This is a genomic window from Clostridium estertheticum (assembly GCF_026650985.1).
Classification (GTDB): domain Bacteria; phylum Bacillota; class Clostridia; order Clostridiales; family Clostridiaceae; genus Clostridium_AD; species Clostridium_AD estertheticum_C.
In genome coordinates this window covers 4,121,479-4,135,260 of record NZ_CP086239.1, presented here as the reverse complement: position 1 = coordinate 4,135,260, position 13,782 = coordinate 4,121,479, and the positions used below count along the sequence as shown (strand labels likewise).

Annotated in this window: 20 protein-coding genes; 4 read left to right on the top strand and 16 right to left on the bottom strand. The window is 33.1% G+C overall.

What is annotated here, in order from left to right:
• Window positions 1-23: 23 nt before the first annotated feature.
• The 10 genes from fabZ to LL038_RS19800 all read right to left on the bottom strand — a co-directional run bounded on the left by fabZ (window position 24) and on the right by LL038_RS19800 (window position 8,204).
• Entirely contained in the window at window positions 24-479 is a 456-nt protein-coding gene (fabZ, locus tag LL038_RS19845) for a 3-hydroxyacyl-ACP dehydratase FabZ (RefSeq protein WP_216124433.1), read from the bottom strand.
• Between the two features lie 69 nt (window positions 480-548).
• Window positions 549-1,058, bottom strand: coding sequence for an acetyl-CoA carboxylase biotin carboxyl carrier protein (accB, locus tag LL038_RS19840; RefSeq protein ID WP_216124435.1), 510 nt, complete (start codon window positions 1,056-1,058; stop codon window positions 549-551).
• A gap of 2 nt (window positions 1,059-1,060) precedes the next feature.
• Complete coding sequence (gene fabF / locus LL038_RS19835) at window positions 1,061-2,302, bottom strand: beta-ketoacyl-ACP synthase II (protein WP_216124437.1); 1,242 nt, start codon at window positions 2,300-2,302, stop codon at window positions 1,061-1,063.
• A gap of 52 nt (window positions 2,303-2,354) precedes the next feature.
• Window positions 2,355-3,095 (bottom strand): 3-oxoacyl-[acyl-carrier-protein] reductase, encoded by a 741-nt coding sequence (fabG, locus tag LL038_RS19830; protein WP_253200012.1) that lies wholly within the window; start codon window positions 3,093-3,095, stop codon window positions 2,355-2,357.
• A gap of 51 nt (window positions 3,096-3,146) precedes the next feature.
• Window positions 3,147-4,082: an ACP S-malonyltransferase gene (fabD, locus tag LL038_RS19825; RefSeq protein ID WP_216124441.1), complete on the bottom strand. Its 936-nt coding sequence runs from the start codon at window positions 4,080-4,082 to the stop codon at window positions 3,147-3,149.
• Between the two features lie 88 nt (window positions 4,083-4,170).
• Complete coding sequence (gene fabK / locus LL038_RS19820; RefSeq protein WP_216124443.1) at window positions 4,171-5,103, bottom strand: enoyl-[acyl-carrier-protein] reductase FabK; 933 nt, start codon at window positions 5,101-5,103, stop codon at window positions 4,171-4,173.
• Window positions 5,104-5,277: 174 nt separating this feature from the next.
• Window positions 5,278-5,508, bottom strand: a complete 231-nt coding sequence (gene acpP / locus LL038_RS19815; protein ID WP_216124444.1) for an acyl carrier protein — start codon at window positions 5,506-5,508, stop codon at window positions 5,278-5,280.
• 20 nt (window positions 5,509-5,528) lie between these two features.
• On the bottom strand, window positions 5,529-6,512 hold the full coding sequence (locus tag LL038_RS19810) for a beta-ketoacyl-ACP synthase III (RefSeq protein ID WP_216124446.1): 984 nt from the start codon (window positions 6,510-6,512) through the stop codon (window positions 5,529-5,531).
• A gap of 18 nt (window positions 6,513-6,530) precedes the next feature.
• Entirely contained in the window at window positions 6,531-6,983 is a 453-nt protein-coding gene (locus LL038_RS19805; RefSeq protein WP_171298966.1) for a MarR family winged helix-turn-helix transcriptional regulator, read from the bottom strand.
• Window positions 6,984-7,130: 147 nt separating this feature from the next.
• The gene (locus LL038_RS19800; protein ID WP_216124449.1) at window positions 7,131-8,204 is read right to left on the bottom strand and encodes an NAD(P)H-dependent flavin oxidoreductase; all 1,074 of its coding nucleotides are present in this window, start codon (window positions 8,202-8,204) and stop codon (window positions 7,131-7,133) included.
• Between the two features lie 450 nt (window positions 8,205-8,654).
• Between LL038_RS19800 and LL038_RS19795 the strand changes: the two genes are divergently transcribed.
• Window positions 8,655-9,149, top strand: a complete 495-nt coding sequence (locus LL038_RS19795) for a TspO/MBR family protein (RefSeq protein ID WP_216124451.1) — start codon at window positions 8,655-8,657, stop codon at window positions 9,147-9,149.
• A gap of 32 nt (window positions 9,150-9,181) precedes the next feature.
• A complete protein-coding gene (locus LL038_RS19790; RefSeq protein WP_216124453.1) occupies window positions 9,182-9,829 on the top strand; it encodes a tRNA-uridine aminocarboxypropyltransferase in 648 nt (215 codons plus the stop codon).
• 85 nt (window positions 9,830-9,914) lie between these two features.
• On the opposite strand, the gene LL038_RS19785 is transcribed toward LL038_RS19790, so the two are convergent.
• Window positions 9,915-10,229, bottom strand: a complete 315-nt coding sequence (locus LL038_RS19785; protein WP_216124455.1) for a demethoxyubiquinone hydroxylase family protein — start codon at window positions 10,227-10,229, stop codon at window positions 9,915-9,917.
• 250 nt (window positions 10,230-10,479) lie between these two features.
• On the opposite strand from LL038_RS19785, the gene LL038_RS19780 reads away from it, so the two are divergent.
• Together LL038_RS19780 and LL038_RS19775 are read left to right on the top strand one after the other, a co-directional pair.
• Window positions 10,480-11,124, top strand: coding sequence for an undecaprenyl diphosphate synthase family protein (locus LL038_RS19780; protein WP_216124457.1), 645 nt, complete (start codon window positions 10,480-10,482; stop codon window positions 11,122-11,124).
• Between the two features lie 24 nt (window positions 11,125-11,148).
• Window positions 11,149-11,325: a uracil-DNA glycosylase gene (locus tag LL038_RS19775; RefSeq protein WP_216124459.1), complete on the top strand. Its 177-nt coding sequence runs from the start codon at window positions 11,149-11,151 to the stop codon at window positions 11,323-11,325.
• Window positions 11,326-11,428: 103 nt separating this feature from the next.
• On the opposite strand, the gene LL038_RS19770 is transcribed toward LL038_RS19775, so the two are convergent.
• The 5 genes from LL038_RS19770 to LL038_RS25610 form a co-directional block, all read right to left on the bottom strand.
• Window positions 11,429-11,644 carry a hypothetical protein gene (locus LL038_RS19770; RefSeq protein ID WP_216124461.1) on the bottom strand — a complete coding sequence of 72 codons (216 nt, stop codon included), beginning with the start codon at window positions 11,642-11,644 and terminating at the stop codon, window positions 11,429-11,431.
• A gap of 194 nt (window positions 11,645-11,838) precedes the next feature.
• Window positions 11,839-12,498, bottom strand: a complete 660-nt coding sequence (locus LL038_RS19765; RefSeq protein WP_216124463.1) for an NAD(P)/FAD-dependent oxidoreductase — start codon at window positions 12,496-12,498, stop codon at window positions 11,839-11,841.
• Window positions 12,499-12,553: 55 nt separating this feature from the next.
• Window positions 12,554-13,216 (bottom strand): hypothetical protein, encoded by a 663-nt coding sequence (locus LL038_RS19760; RefSeq protein WP_216124465.1) that lies wholly within the window; start codon window positions 13,214-13,216, stop codon window positions 12,554-12,556.
• Window positions 13,217-13,465: 249 nt separating this feature from the next.
• Window positions 13,466-13,591 (bottom strand): hypothetical protein, encoded by a 126-nt coding sequence (locus tag LL038_RS19755; protein ID WP_257786559.1) that lies wholly within the window; start codon window positions 13,589-13,591, stop codon window positions 13,466-13,468.
• Window positions 13,592-13,652: 61 nt separating this feature from the next.
• Window positions 13,653-13,760 carry a hypothetical protein gene (locus LL038_RS25610; RefSeq protein ID WP_326493436.1) on the bottom strand — a complete coding sequence of 36 codons (108 nt, stop codon included), beginning with the start codon at window positions 13,758-13,760 and terminating at the stop codon, window positions 13,653-13,655.
• Between the last annotated feature and the right edge of the window lie 22 nt (window positions 13,761-13,782).

The window sequence follows — 13,782 nt, the reverse complement described above, 5'->3', positions numbered from 1 at the left end:
ATTTACTAAAGTATTTAAATTTTTTAAATACCTACCGCAAACGTAATTTCAGCTTGCGCTGCCTTTACTCCATTTACGGTCGCTATTCCAAGACCTATTCCAACAGGTCCCTTCATCTTAATTATCTCTACCTCAAGCTTAAGTACATCTCCTGGAACAACTTTTCTCTTGAATTTTGCTTTGTTAATACCACCAAAATAAGCAATTTTACCTTTATACTCTTCCATACTTAAAAGAGCGACTGCTCCAACTTGTGCAAGAGCCTCAATAATAATTACTCCGGGAAGTATAGGCTCCTCCGGGAAATGGCCTTGAAAAAAGTACTCATTCATAGTAATATTCTTATACCCAACTGCTCTTTTTCCTGGTTCTAATTCCTCTACTTTATCCACAAATAAAAATGGATATCTATGAGGAATAATTTTTTGAATTTGTTTTACATCTAAAGTAATACCTTTTATAGCTTCTATATTTTCCATGTTAATCCTCCACCTCCTGAGTTATTAAATCAATAGATAAATGTCGATTTTAAGTTACCTTTTTATGCACTAGTTCTTTCTTATTTTAAATAATGGTTGACCGTACTCTACCATATCTTCATTAGAGACTAATACTTCTAAAACTTCTCCGTCTACTTCACTTTCAATTTCATTCATAAGTTTCATAGCCTCTAATATACAAAGTGTATCTCCCACTTTAACAATAGATCCAACTTTCACAAAATTCTTTGATTCAGCGCTTGGAGAAGTATACATAGTTCCAACAATAGGTGATTTAACTATAAATATGTTTTCATCGGGTATTGTATTCACTGTATTTTTAGAAACATCATTTTCTGTTTTTTCTGCATGCACTTCCTGCATTTCTATATTTTCCTTAGTCAATGGTTCATGAGTAACTGACTCTATATGTGTAACATTTGCAGGGATTCTTTCTACTACCACCTGTGCTTCTTTTTTCTCCATCTTTATTCTAATACCCTCTGTCTCAATTTCAAAACAAGTTATTTGCGAAGCACTAACTGTTTTTATTAAATCTTGAATATTTTTATAATCCATAGTTATCTACCATCCCATTTTTTTAATAATATAGTAGCATCATGACCGCCGAATCCAAAAGAATTTGACATTGCATATTTAAGCTGCTGTTTTCGGCCTATGTTTGGAACGATATCCAAATCACAATCTTCATCCGGTACTTTATACCCTATAGTTGCTGGCACAAACCCTTCTTCTAACGCTTTTACACATACTATAGCCTCTATTGCTCCTGATGCTCCAAGAAGATGTCCTGTCATAGACTTTGTTGAACTCATAGGTATTTTATAAGCATATTCTCCAAAAGCAGATTTTACAGCTGTTGTTTCGAATTTGTCATTATATGGAGTGCTTGTTCCATGCGCATTAATGTAAGATACTTCTTCTGGCTTAATATTACCATCTTTAAGCGCCATTACCATTGATCTTGTAGCCCCTTCTCCATCTGGTGCTGGTGAAGTTATGTGGTATGCATCACAAGTCGATCCATACCCACTAACCTCTGCGTATATTTTAGCGTTTCTCATCGTAGCATGCTCTAAAGATTCAAGTATAACTATACCTGCACCATCTCCCATAATAAAACCATTTCTCTCTTTATCAAAAGGAATCGATGCTCTTAAAGGATCTTCACTTTTGCTTAAAGCCGTTAGTGATGTAAAACCCGCTAAAGCAAGTGGACTTATCGACGCTTCTGAACCTCCGGCTATTATTATATCCGCTCTACCATCTTGAATTAAATGAAAAGCATCTCCGATTGCATTTGTTCCTGTAGCGCAAGCAGTAACTACACTATAACACATACCTTTAGCACCATATTTTATTGCAATGTTGCCAGCTGCCATATTACCTATTATCATAGGTATTAAGTAAGGCGTCACTCTACCTGGTCCTTTTTCTAAAAGCTTTGCATGTTCTCTCTCAATAGTACCTATTCCACCAATACCTGAACCAACTATTACTCCTATTTTTTCACTGTCCTCGTTTTCTAAAACTAGTCCAGAGTTTTCAACCGCTTCTTTCGCTGCAACCATTGCATACTGACAATACATATCCATTTTTCTAGCTTCTCTTTTATCTAGCGCTACCGTTACATCAAAATCTTTAACCTCTGCAGCCAGTTTACATTTAAAATCCGTAACATCAAAAGCTTTAATTACATCTATGCCGCAAGTTCCTTTTTTTATATTATCCCAAAAACTATTTACATCATTTCCTATAGGCGTAACTGCTCCCATACCTGTTATAACGACTCTATTTTTCATAAAGTAAATCCTCCTTTATCATCACCTTAAGGTGATGAATCATCTTTAGACGCTACATTACCATTCCGCCATCTACATTTATAACTTGACCTGTTATATACGCCGCTTCGTCTGTTACTAAAAATGCTACTACATTTGCGACATCTTCTGGCCTTCCAAGTCTCTTTAATGGAATAGTACCCATTATGGTATCTTTTACTTTAGCTGGCAAATCTTCAGTCATGTCAGTTTGAATATATCCTGGCGCTACTGCATTGCAAGTAACCCCCCTGCTTCCAAATTCTCTAGCTACAGACTTTGTCATTCCTATTATGCCTGCCTTTGCAGCTGAATAATTTACCTGCCCTGCATTTCCTGTAAGCCCAGAAACTGAAGATATATTTATTATTCTTCCACTTCTTTGCTTAAGCATTATAGCAGCTACATGTCTTGTGCAATTAAAAGCACCTTTTAGGTTAATATCTATAACGCTATCAAAATCTGCTTCTTTCATTCTCATCAAAAGACCATCTTTTGTTATCCCTGCATTATTAACTAGAATATCTATGCTTCCAAACTCTTCAACAGATTTTTTTATCATGTTTTCTACATCAGTATAACTACTTATATCAGCTTGGATTGCGAGTACTTTGACTCCTAAAGCTTCTATTTCTTTAACTACTTCCTGCACTGCGTCAACGCTATTTCTATAATTAACAACTACATTTGCTCCATGTTTTGCAAGCTTTAATGCTATAGCTCTTCCAATACCACGACTAGCTCCAGTAACCACTGCTGTTTTCCCTTTTAACATCAATTCGTGCTCCTTTACATCTTTCATAATGACCCTAGATTTTAATTGATCCTACCTTTTAAGCAATTCTACTGCTTTATTTAATGAATCCATATCTTCAATATTAACAATTGTAAGTTTTCTATCTATTTTCTTAACAAAACCACTTAACACTTTGCCAGGTCCTATCTCTACGAAAGTATCAATACCATCTTTTATCATTCTTTTTATAATTGTCTCCCATAAAACAGAACTCATAACCTGAAGTTTTAAATTATCTTTGATATCATTTTTATTTTTTACATAATCACCATTTACGTTCGTCATTAATGGAATAGTCATATCATCAAAACTTATATTTTTAAGTTCGATCTCTAACCTCTCCGCTGCCGGCTTTAGCATAGACGAGTGGAATGGTGCACTTACAGATAAAACTATAGCTCGTTTAGCACCTTTTTCCTTAGCTTTTTCACATGCAAGTTCTACCGCCGCTATTTCCCCGGCAATTACTATTTGTCCCGGGCAATTCAAATTTGCAATTTCAACTATCCCAGAATCTTTTGCCTCGTTACATGCTTCTTCAACTAAGGAAGTCTCAAGTCCAATAATAGCAGCCATAGTACCTATTCCTACAGGTACCGCCTCTTGCATAAATCTACCTCGCTTTTTAACAAGCTTTACAGCATCTTTAAAATCCATAGCTCCACTACAAACAAGTGCTGAGTACTCTCCAAGACTAAGTCCTGCAGTAACATCGCACTTTATACCATGTTTTTGTAATGCCATAAGTGCTGCTATGCTAACAGTTAAAATAGCGGGCTGAGTATTTTCCGTAATATTTAACTCCTCGATTTCACCTTCAAAACAAAGTTTACTTAATTCAAAATTAAGTTCTTTATCTGCTATATTAAATATATTTTTGCATTCCTCTATATTTTCAAATAATTCCTTGCCCATACCAATATATTGGGCTCCCTGTCCCGGAAAAATAAAAGCAATTTTGCTCATAATTTATCTCCTTAATCATCACTTTCAGAGTTAGTCATTGCTACATCTCCGAATATTATGGCTTTAATCTATATGAAATAATAATATTTTATCTAAATTTTATAATAGCTTCTTCTGCTTGTGTAAACATTTCTTCGATAATTTCCTTGCAACTTTGTTCTTTTTTTACAAGACCCGCAATTTGTCCTGCAAGAATAGATCCCATCTCTATGTCGCCTTGTTGTACTGCCTTTTGTAAACATCCTCGCCCAAGTTCCTCTAAATCCTCTATTGAAGCATTTTCTTTCTCAAGTTTCTGGAATTTTCTCGATAATTTATTTTTTAAAACCCTAACAGGGTGTCCTGTAGGTCTTCCCGTAACCACTGAATCTATATCCTTCGCACCTAGTATCTTCTTTTTATAATTTTCATGTATTGTACATTCATTCGCTACTAGGAACCTTGTTCCTACTTGAACTCCTTGTACACCGAGCATAAATGCTGCTGCAACTCCTCGTCCATCACCTATTCCACCTGCTGCAATTACAGGAATACTAACCGCATCAACAACTTGAGGAACGAGCGACATGGTTGTAAGTTCACCAATATGTCCTCCAGATTCACAACCTTCTGCAATAACCGCATCTGCTCCCGCTCTCTCCATACGCTTCGCTAATGCAACAGAAGCCACTACTGGTATTACTTTAATCCCATGTGACTTCCAAAGTTCCATATATTTGCCTGGGTTTCCTGCCCCTGTAGTAACTACTTTAACACCTTCTTCACATACAAGATGTGCAATTTGTTCTGCGTTATCACTTAAAAGCATTACGTTAACGCCAAAAGGCTTATCTGTTAATTCCTTTGCTTTTCTAATTTCATTTCTTACATAATCTGTTGGTGCATTGGCTGCCGCTATAATACCGAGACCTCCTGCATTAGATACTGCAGACGCTAAACTACTATCTGCAACCCAAGCCATACCACCTTGTATTATTGGATACTTTACACCTAACTCTTTAAAAAATACGGAATTAAACATTTTACCCCTCCTTGATTCCTTAAAAACATATAGTTAAAGTCAGATAATTATAGAAAAAAAGTACATATTACTACAACTACATTTCACGTAATATATACTTTTTAATATACTGAATAAAACTAAATTTTTATACTTAGTAGTTCAGCTCTCCAATCATCTAACTCTTAATTTATATTATTTAAGTTTTTCTTCTATATATTTAACAATTCCCTGTACATCTTTAATATTTTCTATATCCTCATTTGGTATTTCAATTTCAAATGCTTCTTCGAGTGACATAACAATTTCAAAAATTTCAAGAGAATCTACACCTAAATCATCTGCAAATTTGGCCTCCATTTTAACCTCTGCTTCGTCTATTCCTAATTGTTCAACTATTACACTTTTAACTTTTTCAAATACCATTATTAATTCCTCCTAAGATTTTATTTATTCATTGTCCATTCTATTAATGAAGCTCCGTAGGTTAATCCACCACCAAAGCCTACAAGTATAATTTTATCTCCAGCTGTAAGTAAATTTTCCTTATTCATTTCGTCCATTGCTATGGCTATACTTGCTGCCGAAGTATTTCCGTACTTATCTAAATTGACGAAAAATTTATCTTTATCAGCCTTCAATTTTCTAACAACAAATTCTATTATTCTAAAATTTGCTTGATGACAAACTACATACTTAATATCATCAAGTGTGTAATTATTTTCATTTAAGATTCTACTTATGCTACTTGCAATAGTTTTTACTGCAAATTTAAAAATTTCTTTGCCATCCATACTTATTGTTGCTTTAAAATCCTCATTTCCTTTTGTATATGTATTTTTCACATCTACAGTTGGACATGTCAAAAATTTTCCCTTTTGACCTTCTGAAGCTGAATTTACAGAAATTATTCCTCTAACGCTTCCTGCTTCAAGTACTGCTGCCCCTGCTCCGTCTCCAAATAAAATACAAGTGTTTCTGTCTGTCCAATCAACTATTTTTGATAATACATCAGCCCCTATTATTAGTGCTCTTTTTCGCTGACCTGTTTTAAGAAATTGCATTGCTATATTAAGGGCAAATATAAACCCCGTACATGCTGCTGATATATCAAAAGCCATGGCATTAACTGCTCCGATATTTCCTTGAACTATACATGCAGTTGCTGGTACAAATTGATCTGGAGAAGTACTTGCAACAATAATCAAGTCTATATCTTCAGCTTTAATATTTGCATTCGCTAATGCTTCACTGGCTGCTTTTGTAGCTAAATCTGAAGTATTTTCTCCTGTAGATATATGTCTCTGCTTAATACCCGTCATAGAAACTATCCATTCATCAGAAGTATCTACAATTTTTGATAACTCGTGATTAGTCATTATGTTTAGAGGTGCATAACTTCCCGTACCAATTATTTGTACTTCATTCATTGCTTAATTCCCACTTCCTTAATATTCTAATCTATATTTATTTTTGAAGAAATCATTTAATTTTTCAAGAGATTTTATTAATACCTCTTCCTCTTCTTCGTTTAGACCATCGATAGTTGCATGCACCATATTAGAATGAAACCTATCATGTATCCTGTAGGCAAGTTTTCCTTTTCTGGTAAGTGTGATCATTACTGATCTTCTATCTTCTTCTCCCCTTTTTCTATCAACATACCCTTTTTTGAGAAGTTTGTTAATAGCGGTTGTAAGTGTCCCTACGGTTATCCTAAGATCCTGAGCAACCTCGGACATAGTTCTGTGTTCATACATTCCAATTGCATCAATAGTATGTACTTCTGTTACAGATATGTCCTTAAGAACCCCTTCTTTAAGTGCCCTCTGTTCTATCTGAGATATGTCACTAAAGGTCTCTACTAAAAGTTCATTTACAACTCCAACAGATCTGCTCATATTTACCACCATTTCCCATACGTTGATTTCCATATACTTATATTTTCATGTACTTTGATACTCAAAGTATATCTATGGAGTTGTAATTTGTCAATATTTTTACCATTAATATGAAAATTTTTACATTTCGTTTTTGTCTATAAGAAACTAAAAATCACGTTCTGCTTCTTCCACAAGTTCAGTCATAAGTTCCTTAACGGTCACAATTTTATTTACACGGTAAGCATTACTTCCAACGAAAATAAGACCGTTATCTAAGTTCCCTCTTACTGCCTGTATAAGTGCTTCTGTAATACAATAAGGTGTAGTTTTAGGATCACATTTCTTAATGCACAAATAACACTTACTTACTTTGCAACCCTTTTCCTCTACAACTTTCATAAAATTATTGTTAATGGCACGTCCAGGCATACCTACAGGACTTTTTACTATCTTTATGTCTCCTTCTTTTGAATTAATATATGCCATTTTAAAAGCTAAACTAGCATCACATTCATTAGTCGCCACAAATCTAGTAGCCATTTGTACTCCAGCTGCACCTATTTTCATTAATTCTGAAATATCGGTACCAGTATATACTCCACCAGCAGCTACTACAGGAATTTTTTTATTATATTTCTCTTCGAAAGGTTTAATTGCCTCTATAACTTCTTTAACTATTTGCTTTAAATCTTGGGCTTTCTTCTCAAGTAGCGATTCCAAAGAGAAACCAAGATGACCACCAGCCTCTGGGCCTTCAACAACAATTAAATCTGCGGCACAATTGTTTTTTCTATCCCACATTTTTGATATAACTATAGCTGCCTTTGCTGACGATACTATAGGTGCAAGTTTTGTTTTAAATCCTTTGGCTATTTTCGGTAAATCAAGTGCAAGTCCTGCGCCAGATATTATTAAATCTATACCTTCTTGTAAAGCTACCATTGTTAGTTCTTCATAATTATTCATAGCTACCATAATATTTATCCCAATTATACCCTTAGGACTTAATTCTCTAGCTCGCCTAATTTCATTTCTTAATGCTCTTTTGTTTGCTTCCTTTGCATTAGTCGCAAAGTCTTCTTCATTAAAACCAATTTGGGCAGTAGATATTATCCCAATTCCACCCTCGTTTGCGACAGCTGATGCGAGCTTTGATAAAGATACTCCCACTCCCATACCACCTTGAATTATAGGAATACGTGCTATTAATTCTCCAATTTTTAAAGGAGGTAACTTCATAATTATCCTCTCCCTTTGCTTAGATTTTCAACTAGTTTGATAGTCAAAGTATATATATTTTTATATTCCATGTCAAGATAAAAGTATCTTACAACTAATTCAAATGTTCTTTAATAACAAAGTTTTTCATTTCCATTCTTTTTAGTTTTTATAGTAATTTACGGTATGAATTTACTTTGCCTAATATCACTAGCAATTATACAAAACTCTTATAGGCATAAAATAACTCTTAAACAAGTATATTATAAAATGTATGATTATATATTTACCGAAAACTCTATTAAATCATCTCCTGCGGAGCTGTAATATTAACGACTTCAGAAGTATATTTATACTTTCACTGAATTTTACTATTTGTTAGGGTATGTAACTCTCACTTATAGAAGGAGACTTTCCTTCTGAAATGTCGTTAAAAATAATTCAAAATAATTATAGAAAGGAAGATAAAATATGTTTAATATCTTTAAGATAAATGGTGAAAAAAATATTATTGCTCTTATATTCAGCATTTTGATTGCAGAAGGAGTAGGTTTGTTAAGTGGTTTTTTAAGTATGAACGGTCCAAGCGCTTATGAAAATTTTAATAAACCTTTTTTCTCGCCTCCTGGATGGATTTTTCCTATTATATGGACAATATTATTCTTTTTAATGGCTGTAGCTGCTTATAGAATTTGGATGGTGGGGAAATCCGGGGTTGATGTAAAAAAATCATTGATTTTATATGGTTTTCAATTGTTTTTAAATTTTCTTTGGTCCATTATATTTTTCAGGTTTAGACTATACGCTATTGCTTTTTTAGAATTACTTCTATTGTTAGTATTTATTCTTTTAACTACTTTTGAATTTTATAAGATTGATAAAACCGCAGCTTATCTTATGATTCCATATATTGTTTGGGTATCATTTGCTGGAGTTTTAAATTATACTATATGGATGCTTAATTAAAAATTTTTATGATTAAATACTTAGGAGGAACTATGAACTCAGATTATAAAATAAAACAAATAACCAGTTTGTATGAAAGTTGTAATCAATGTGGGCTGCCTATTATAAATTGCCTCTGTTCTACAGCACCTAAGATAAAAACGTCCTCAAAATTCTGGATTTTATCTACGGAAAAAGAATTTTATAGACCTTCTAATACTGCGAGACTATTGAAACTCATAAATCCACATTCTACAGAGCTTTTTCTTTGGGAAAGAACAAAAATGCCAGAGAAACTAATAACAAACTTAAATAATGATATATATGAGCCATTTTTACTTTTTCCCATAGAAAATAATCAAACAAAGTGCCCGAAACTTGAATACAAAAGTGCAGGGAAAATTCCTGCCTTTATTATCATAGACGGTACATGGAAGGAAGCACGAAAAATACTTAGAAAAAGTTCCTATTTAGGAAACCTGCCAATTATTTCATTAGAACCAAACTTTAAGTCTATATATGATTTAAGAAGAGGTGCAAAGGATGGCAATTTATGTACAATAGAAACTGCAATAGAGGTACTATCTATAAGTGGTGATAAGAAGCATTCACAGGTAATAAATGATTTTTATAATTTATTTTTAAAAAGCTATAAGGCAGGCCTAAGTGGTCACAAACTTATAACTTCTGATAAAAATTGAAAATGCCATCCAAAAGGATGGCATTTTCAATTATTCTTAATATCTAAAATAACCATATTAAAATCGAATAATCTAACAATCAAAATTACTGAATCGGTTGCTGAAAATTTTGAGATTGCTGGTCTTTAATTTTCTGTTTACCTTCCTCCATGAATTGTGCATCCTTTGGAGATAACATATACAAAATTTCTTGAAGCTCCCCAACGTGCCTTCTTTCTTCATCTGCAATGTGATTTAAAATTTTTTTAACCCTTTCATCAGCTGTAGACATCGAATGAGCTTCATAACCTATAATAGCCTCAAGTTCACCTGAAATATCAACACGAATTGCTTGTGCAAGCTCGTCATTTGACATTTGTCTTGGTACATTTGCAACGAATGGATTTCCGAGTAAAGCCATAGTTTATTCCTCCCTTTTAATATTAAACATATTTTTAGCATCATCGTGATATTTTATTCATTTATAAGTTTGCTCCTATTTAAGATGAAAATGCGTATTCTTGTATATTTTGTAGTGCAAAACCATGTTATCCTCCAAACTTTATGAGATCAAATTATTAGTTGTTCTATAAATATTATGGATTAATGTAGCAATGTTGGATATAATATGATTTATAAGTTATAAAAATTCGTAATTAAAGGGTGGTAATATGAGAATACCGAATCATATCGGAATAATTCCCGATGGAAATAGAAGATGGTCCGTAGATAATGGTTTACCTAAGGACAAAGGATATACTTATGGATTAGATCCTGGTCTATCTTTGTATAAACTTTGCAAAAGTGCAGGTGTAAAAGAAATAACTTATTTCGGTTTTACTACCGATAATACAAAAAGGCCAGTAATACAAAGAGAGGCCTTTGCTAAAGCTTGTGTCGATGCTGTAAAGCTTTTAAGTACACAAGATGCCGATTTATTAGTAGTCGGAAATAGCGACTCCCCTATGTTTCCAAAAGAACTGCTTCCTTTCACCTCACGTAAAACCTTTGGCAGGGGCGGCATAAGGATAAATTTTCTAGTAAACTATGGCTGGGAATGGGATCTAAGTAATCTCGATCAAAACAAAAGTAGTAAAAGAAGCAATATATTGAATTGTATCAAAACTAAAGATATTTCTAGAGTAGATCTAATCATTCGTTGGGGTGGTAGAATGCGTCTTAGCGGTTTCTTGCCAATACAGTCCATATATTCTGACTTTTATCCTATAGATGACTTTTGGCCTGATTTTAAACCCGAACATTTAACTAACGCATTAAATTGGTACGATCAGCAAGATGTAACCCTTGGTGGTTAATTTTATTTCCTCAAAGGAGCTCTTATGGTTATCGAAAAGACAAATTGTTGTAAATGCATATATTACTATATTACTTGGGATCCAGCTTTCCCCAAAGGCTGTAAACTTTATGGTTTCAAATCACCAAATTTGCCTTCCATACTAGTAAAACAATCATCTGGGATAGATTGTGGTAAATTTGCACCAAAAGAAAGAAAGTAATTGTTTTATGGTACCCTCTAATAAATTTAAATTATAAACTAAGGCACATAACTAAATATATAAATCATATTTTTAGTTATTTGCTCTGTGCCCTAATTAGATATTAATCTATAACATTATTATTTTGATCAACTACCTCATATGCGTAGGACTGAATTTCTTCTTGCCTTATTGTCCCATCATCGTTAATTCCAGTAACTATTGTTGGAATATTTACTAACTTACTTTCTATGCCTTCGATTCTTACATATCTATCTAACCCAGCTTTAAGTCTTTCGCATTTTTCCTCGCCTAATTCTCTTCCCTTCATCCCTCTCAAAATTCATCACTCCTCTCAAATATTAGACTCTCCATTTATATTTCATATATACTTTGTAATTTTTTAAACAATTTTTAGATGAGATGATAATATAGTATTCATAAAAAATATAATATTTATTCTCAAAAAAAATAAAAACGCCTATTAAGCGTTTTTAATATGGTTTTTAAAGCTATTATTACTCAATTTAATTATTACAGAACAGCTAGTGTATCCTCTTTAAATTTTTCTAGTCCTATTCTTGTTATAAAATCACCTAATTTTTCTCCCATGTTTCCTTTATCCTTATAATACGTGATCAAAGTATCAGCCAAAATTAACACTTGATCCTCAGTTAATTTTTCCGCAATGATATCCGCAACTCTAGGCGTAAATCCCCCACTACCACCGGCCACTATCATATATCCCTCTTTGTCGCCAATTACACCTAAATCCCTAGAATAAACACTAGTGCAAGCATTTTTGCAACCAGCTACCCCAATTTTTGTTCTACAAGGCATCTCCATACCATGGTAACGCTTATCTAAAAGCATTCCAATTTTAAGGGAATTCTGTTTTGCTCTTTTACAAAAAGCCGCTGGACACATATGAACATTTTTTACAGAGTTTAGAGATTTAACAGCTGGACTCATACCTAATTCTTCCCATACCTTCGAAACATCTTCGCAATCAAGCCCTAATATTGCAATTCTCTGACCCGAGGTCATCTTTAATACACCTTTGTATTTTTGCGCAACACTAGCTATTTTCGAAAGCTGCTTTGGGGTTATAAACCCTCCTGGAATATGAGGTGTTACACCATAAGTTCTTTTCCCATCTCTTACCTTTTGAAGTACAGCATGTTTAGGTTCCATTAAATTACCTCCTATTCCATGGAGAGCTTAACAATTATTATATCCCTCTCCACATTTACTTTCTTATAATTTGATTTACTCCAATTATACCATTATGCTCTATCGCTTTAATGAAATTATAAGTATATTCATCATTTGAATTTTCAACAAATGCTTTAGTCCATTCATGTCTAAGGTTATAAAATATATTTACGTCTCCATTTACCGTTTCCCAATAAATTTTATGAATGCAACTTGTAGTTTCCCATTCGAATATATCCTCTTCCGATTTTATAGGCCTTGTTACTCTATCACAAGGCATGCCTTCTAGTAGATAATTATTAAGCGCATTAAATACTTCTTCTGGGCTTCCCGGCATTTCTTTTGCTCTTGACATCTCACCGACTGTTTTACCTTGCTTTATAAAACATTCATGTGCAATAACTTCTGCTTCTTTTTCGTTCTTCTTAATCATTTCTGTTATTATAAATGCTATTCTCGTTTCAACCTTTTCAATTTTATCCGAAAGCCACCCATGTATATTAGATACATCAATTATATCCTCTATACTTTTGCTTGTGTCTATTGGACTACCGTAAGCTAGTGATCTTTCAATAACATCCTTTGCATTATCACCGTATTTATCTATATATGCTTTTTTTAATTTTAACTCTAAGTCCTCTGCTAATAAAATTTTACTAAATACCCATGTGTGAATAGGTGCTAAAAAAGCGCTCATTATTATTCCTCCAATATTTAATTATTTTTTAAATCTACAAATCTATAACTCAATAATACTGTATATAGGCTAAACTTACTGTAACCTACGTTACCATTTTAGATAATACTTTAATTTAATTGTTATCGTACAAGTAATATATTTTATCTAAAAAAATAAAGAGAGCATTTAATGCTCTCCCTATCATTCATTTTTTAAAAAGCTGTTAATTATCTTTTATTACGCTTTAACACTCTGGAATAAATTTAATTATTTATCGACTCTTATTGCTGATTTACGTTTCGCCTTCTTCATATCAGATGCCTCAATAGTTTCTGGCTTTTTAGGTTTATTATCCTTTTCTTTAGCCGGGGTACTCATTTCTTTATATGGCATAAAATCACTCCTTTATAAAGTATTTTTTACTTTTAATGAAATTTTATTCATATATTTATTTTCACCTTATATATTTTTCTTGATTTTTGGGTCCTTCATTTACTCTTACCTCAAAACGTAAATGTGGTCCTATAATGTGTCCAGTACTTCCTACCTCTCCTATTTTCATGCCTTTCTTTATATATCACCTT

Bases quoted from the DNA above. Each gene is read 5' to 3' on its own strand.
- LL038_RS19800 (WP_216124449.1), bottom strand. From the start codon at position 8,204: ATGAAGTTACCTCCTTTAAAAATTGGAGAATTAATAGCACGTATTCCT.
- LL038_RS25610 (WP_326493436.1), bottom strand. From the start codon at position 13,760: ATGAAAATAGGAGAGGTAGGAAGTACTGGACACATTATAGGACCACAT.
- LL038_RS19795 (WP_216124451.1), top strand. From the start codon at position 8,655: ATGTTTAATATCTTTAAGATAAATGGTGAAAAAAATATTATTGCTCTT.
- LL038_RS19810 (WP_216124446.1), bottom strand. From the start codon at position 6,512: ATGAATGAAGTACAAATAATTGGTACGGGAAGTTATGCACCTCTAAAC.
- acpP (WP_216124444.1), bottom strand. From the start codon at position 5,508: ATGGTATTTGAAAAAGTTAAAAGTGTAATAGTTGAACAATTAGGAATA.
- LL038_RS19785 (WP_216124455.1), bottom strand. From the start codon at position 10,229: ATGGCTTTACTCGGAAATCCATTCGTTGCAAATGTACCAAGACAAATG.
- fabD (WP_216124441.1), bottom strand. From the start codon at position 4,082: ATGAGCAAAATTGCTTTTATTTTTCCGGGACAGGGAGCCCAATATATT.
- fabK (WP_216124443.1), bottom strand. From the start codon at position 5,103: ATGTTTAATTCCGTATTTTTTAAAGAGTTAGGTGTAAAGTATCCAATA.
- LL038_RS19765 (WP_216124463.1), bottom strand. From the start codon at position 12,498: ATGGAACCTAAACATGCTGTACTTCAAAAGGTAAGAGATGGGAAAAGA.
- LL038_RS19790 (WP_216124453.1), top strand. From the start codon at position 9,182: ATGAACTCAGATTATAAAATAAAACAAATAACCAGTTTGTATGAAAGT.
- LL038_RS19755 (WP_257786559.1), bottom strand. From the start codon at position 13,591: ATGCCATATAAAGAAATGAGTACCCCGGCTAAAGAAAAGGATAATAAA.
- accB (WP_216124435.1), bottom strand. From the start codon at position 1,058: ATGGATTATAAAAATATTCAAGATTTAATAAAAACAGTTAGTGCTTCG.
- LL038_RS19760 (WP_216124465.1), bottom strand. From the start codon at position 13,216: ATGAGCGCTTTTTTAGCACCTATTCACACATGGGTATTTAGTAAAATT.
- fabG (WP_253200012.1), bottom strand. From the start codon at position 3,095: ATGTTAAAAGGGAAAACAGCAGTGGTTACTGGAGCTAGTCGTGGTATT.
- LL038_RS19805 (WP_171298966.1), bottom strand. From the start codon at position 6,983: ATGAGCAGATCTGTTGGAGTTGTAAATGAACTTTTAGTAGAGACCTTT.
- fabF (WP_216124437.1), bottom strand. From the start codon at position 2,302: ATGAAAAATAGAGTCGTTATAACAGGTATGGGAGCAGTTACGCCTATA.
- LL038_RS19780 (WP_216124457.1), top strand. From the start codon at position 10,480: ATGAGAATACCGAATCATATCGGAATAATTCCCGATGGAAATAGAAGA.
- LL038_RS19775 (WP_216124459.1), top strand. From the start codon at position 11,149: ATGGTTATCGAAAAGACAAATTGTTGTAAATGCATATATTACTATATT.
- fabZ (WP_216124433.1), bottom strand. From the start codon at position 479: ATGGAAAATATAGAAGCTATAAAAGGTATTACTTTAGATGTAAAACAA.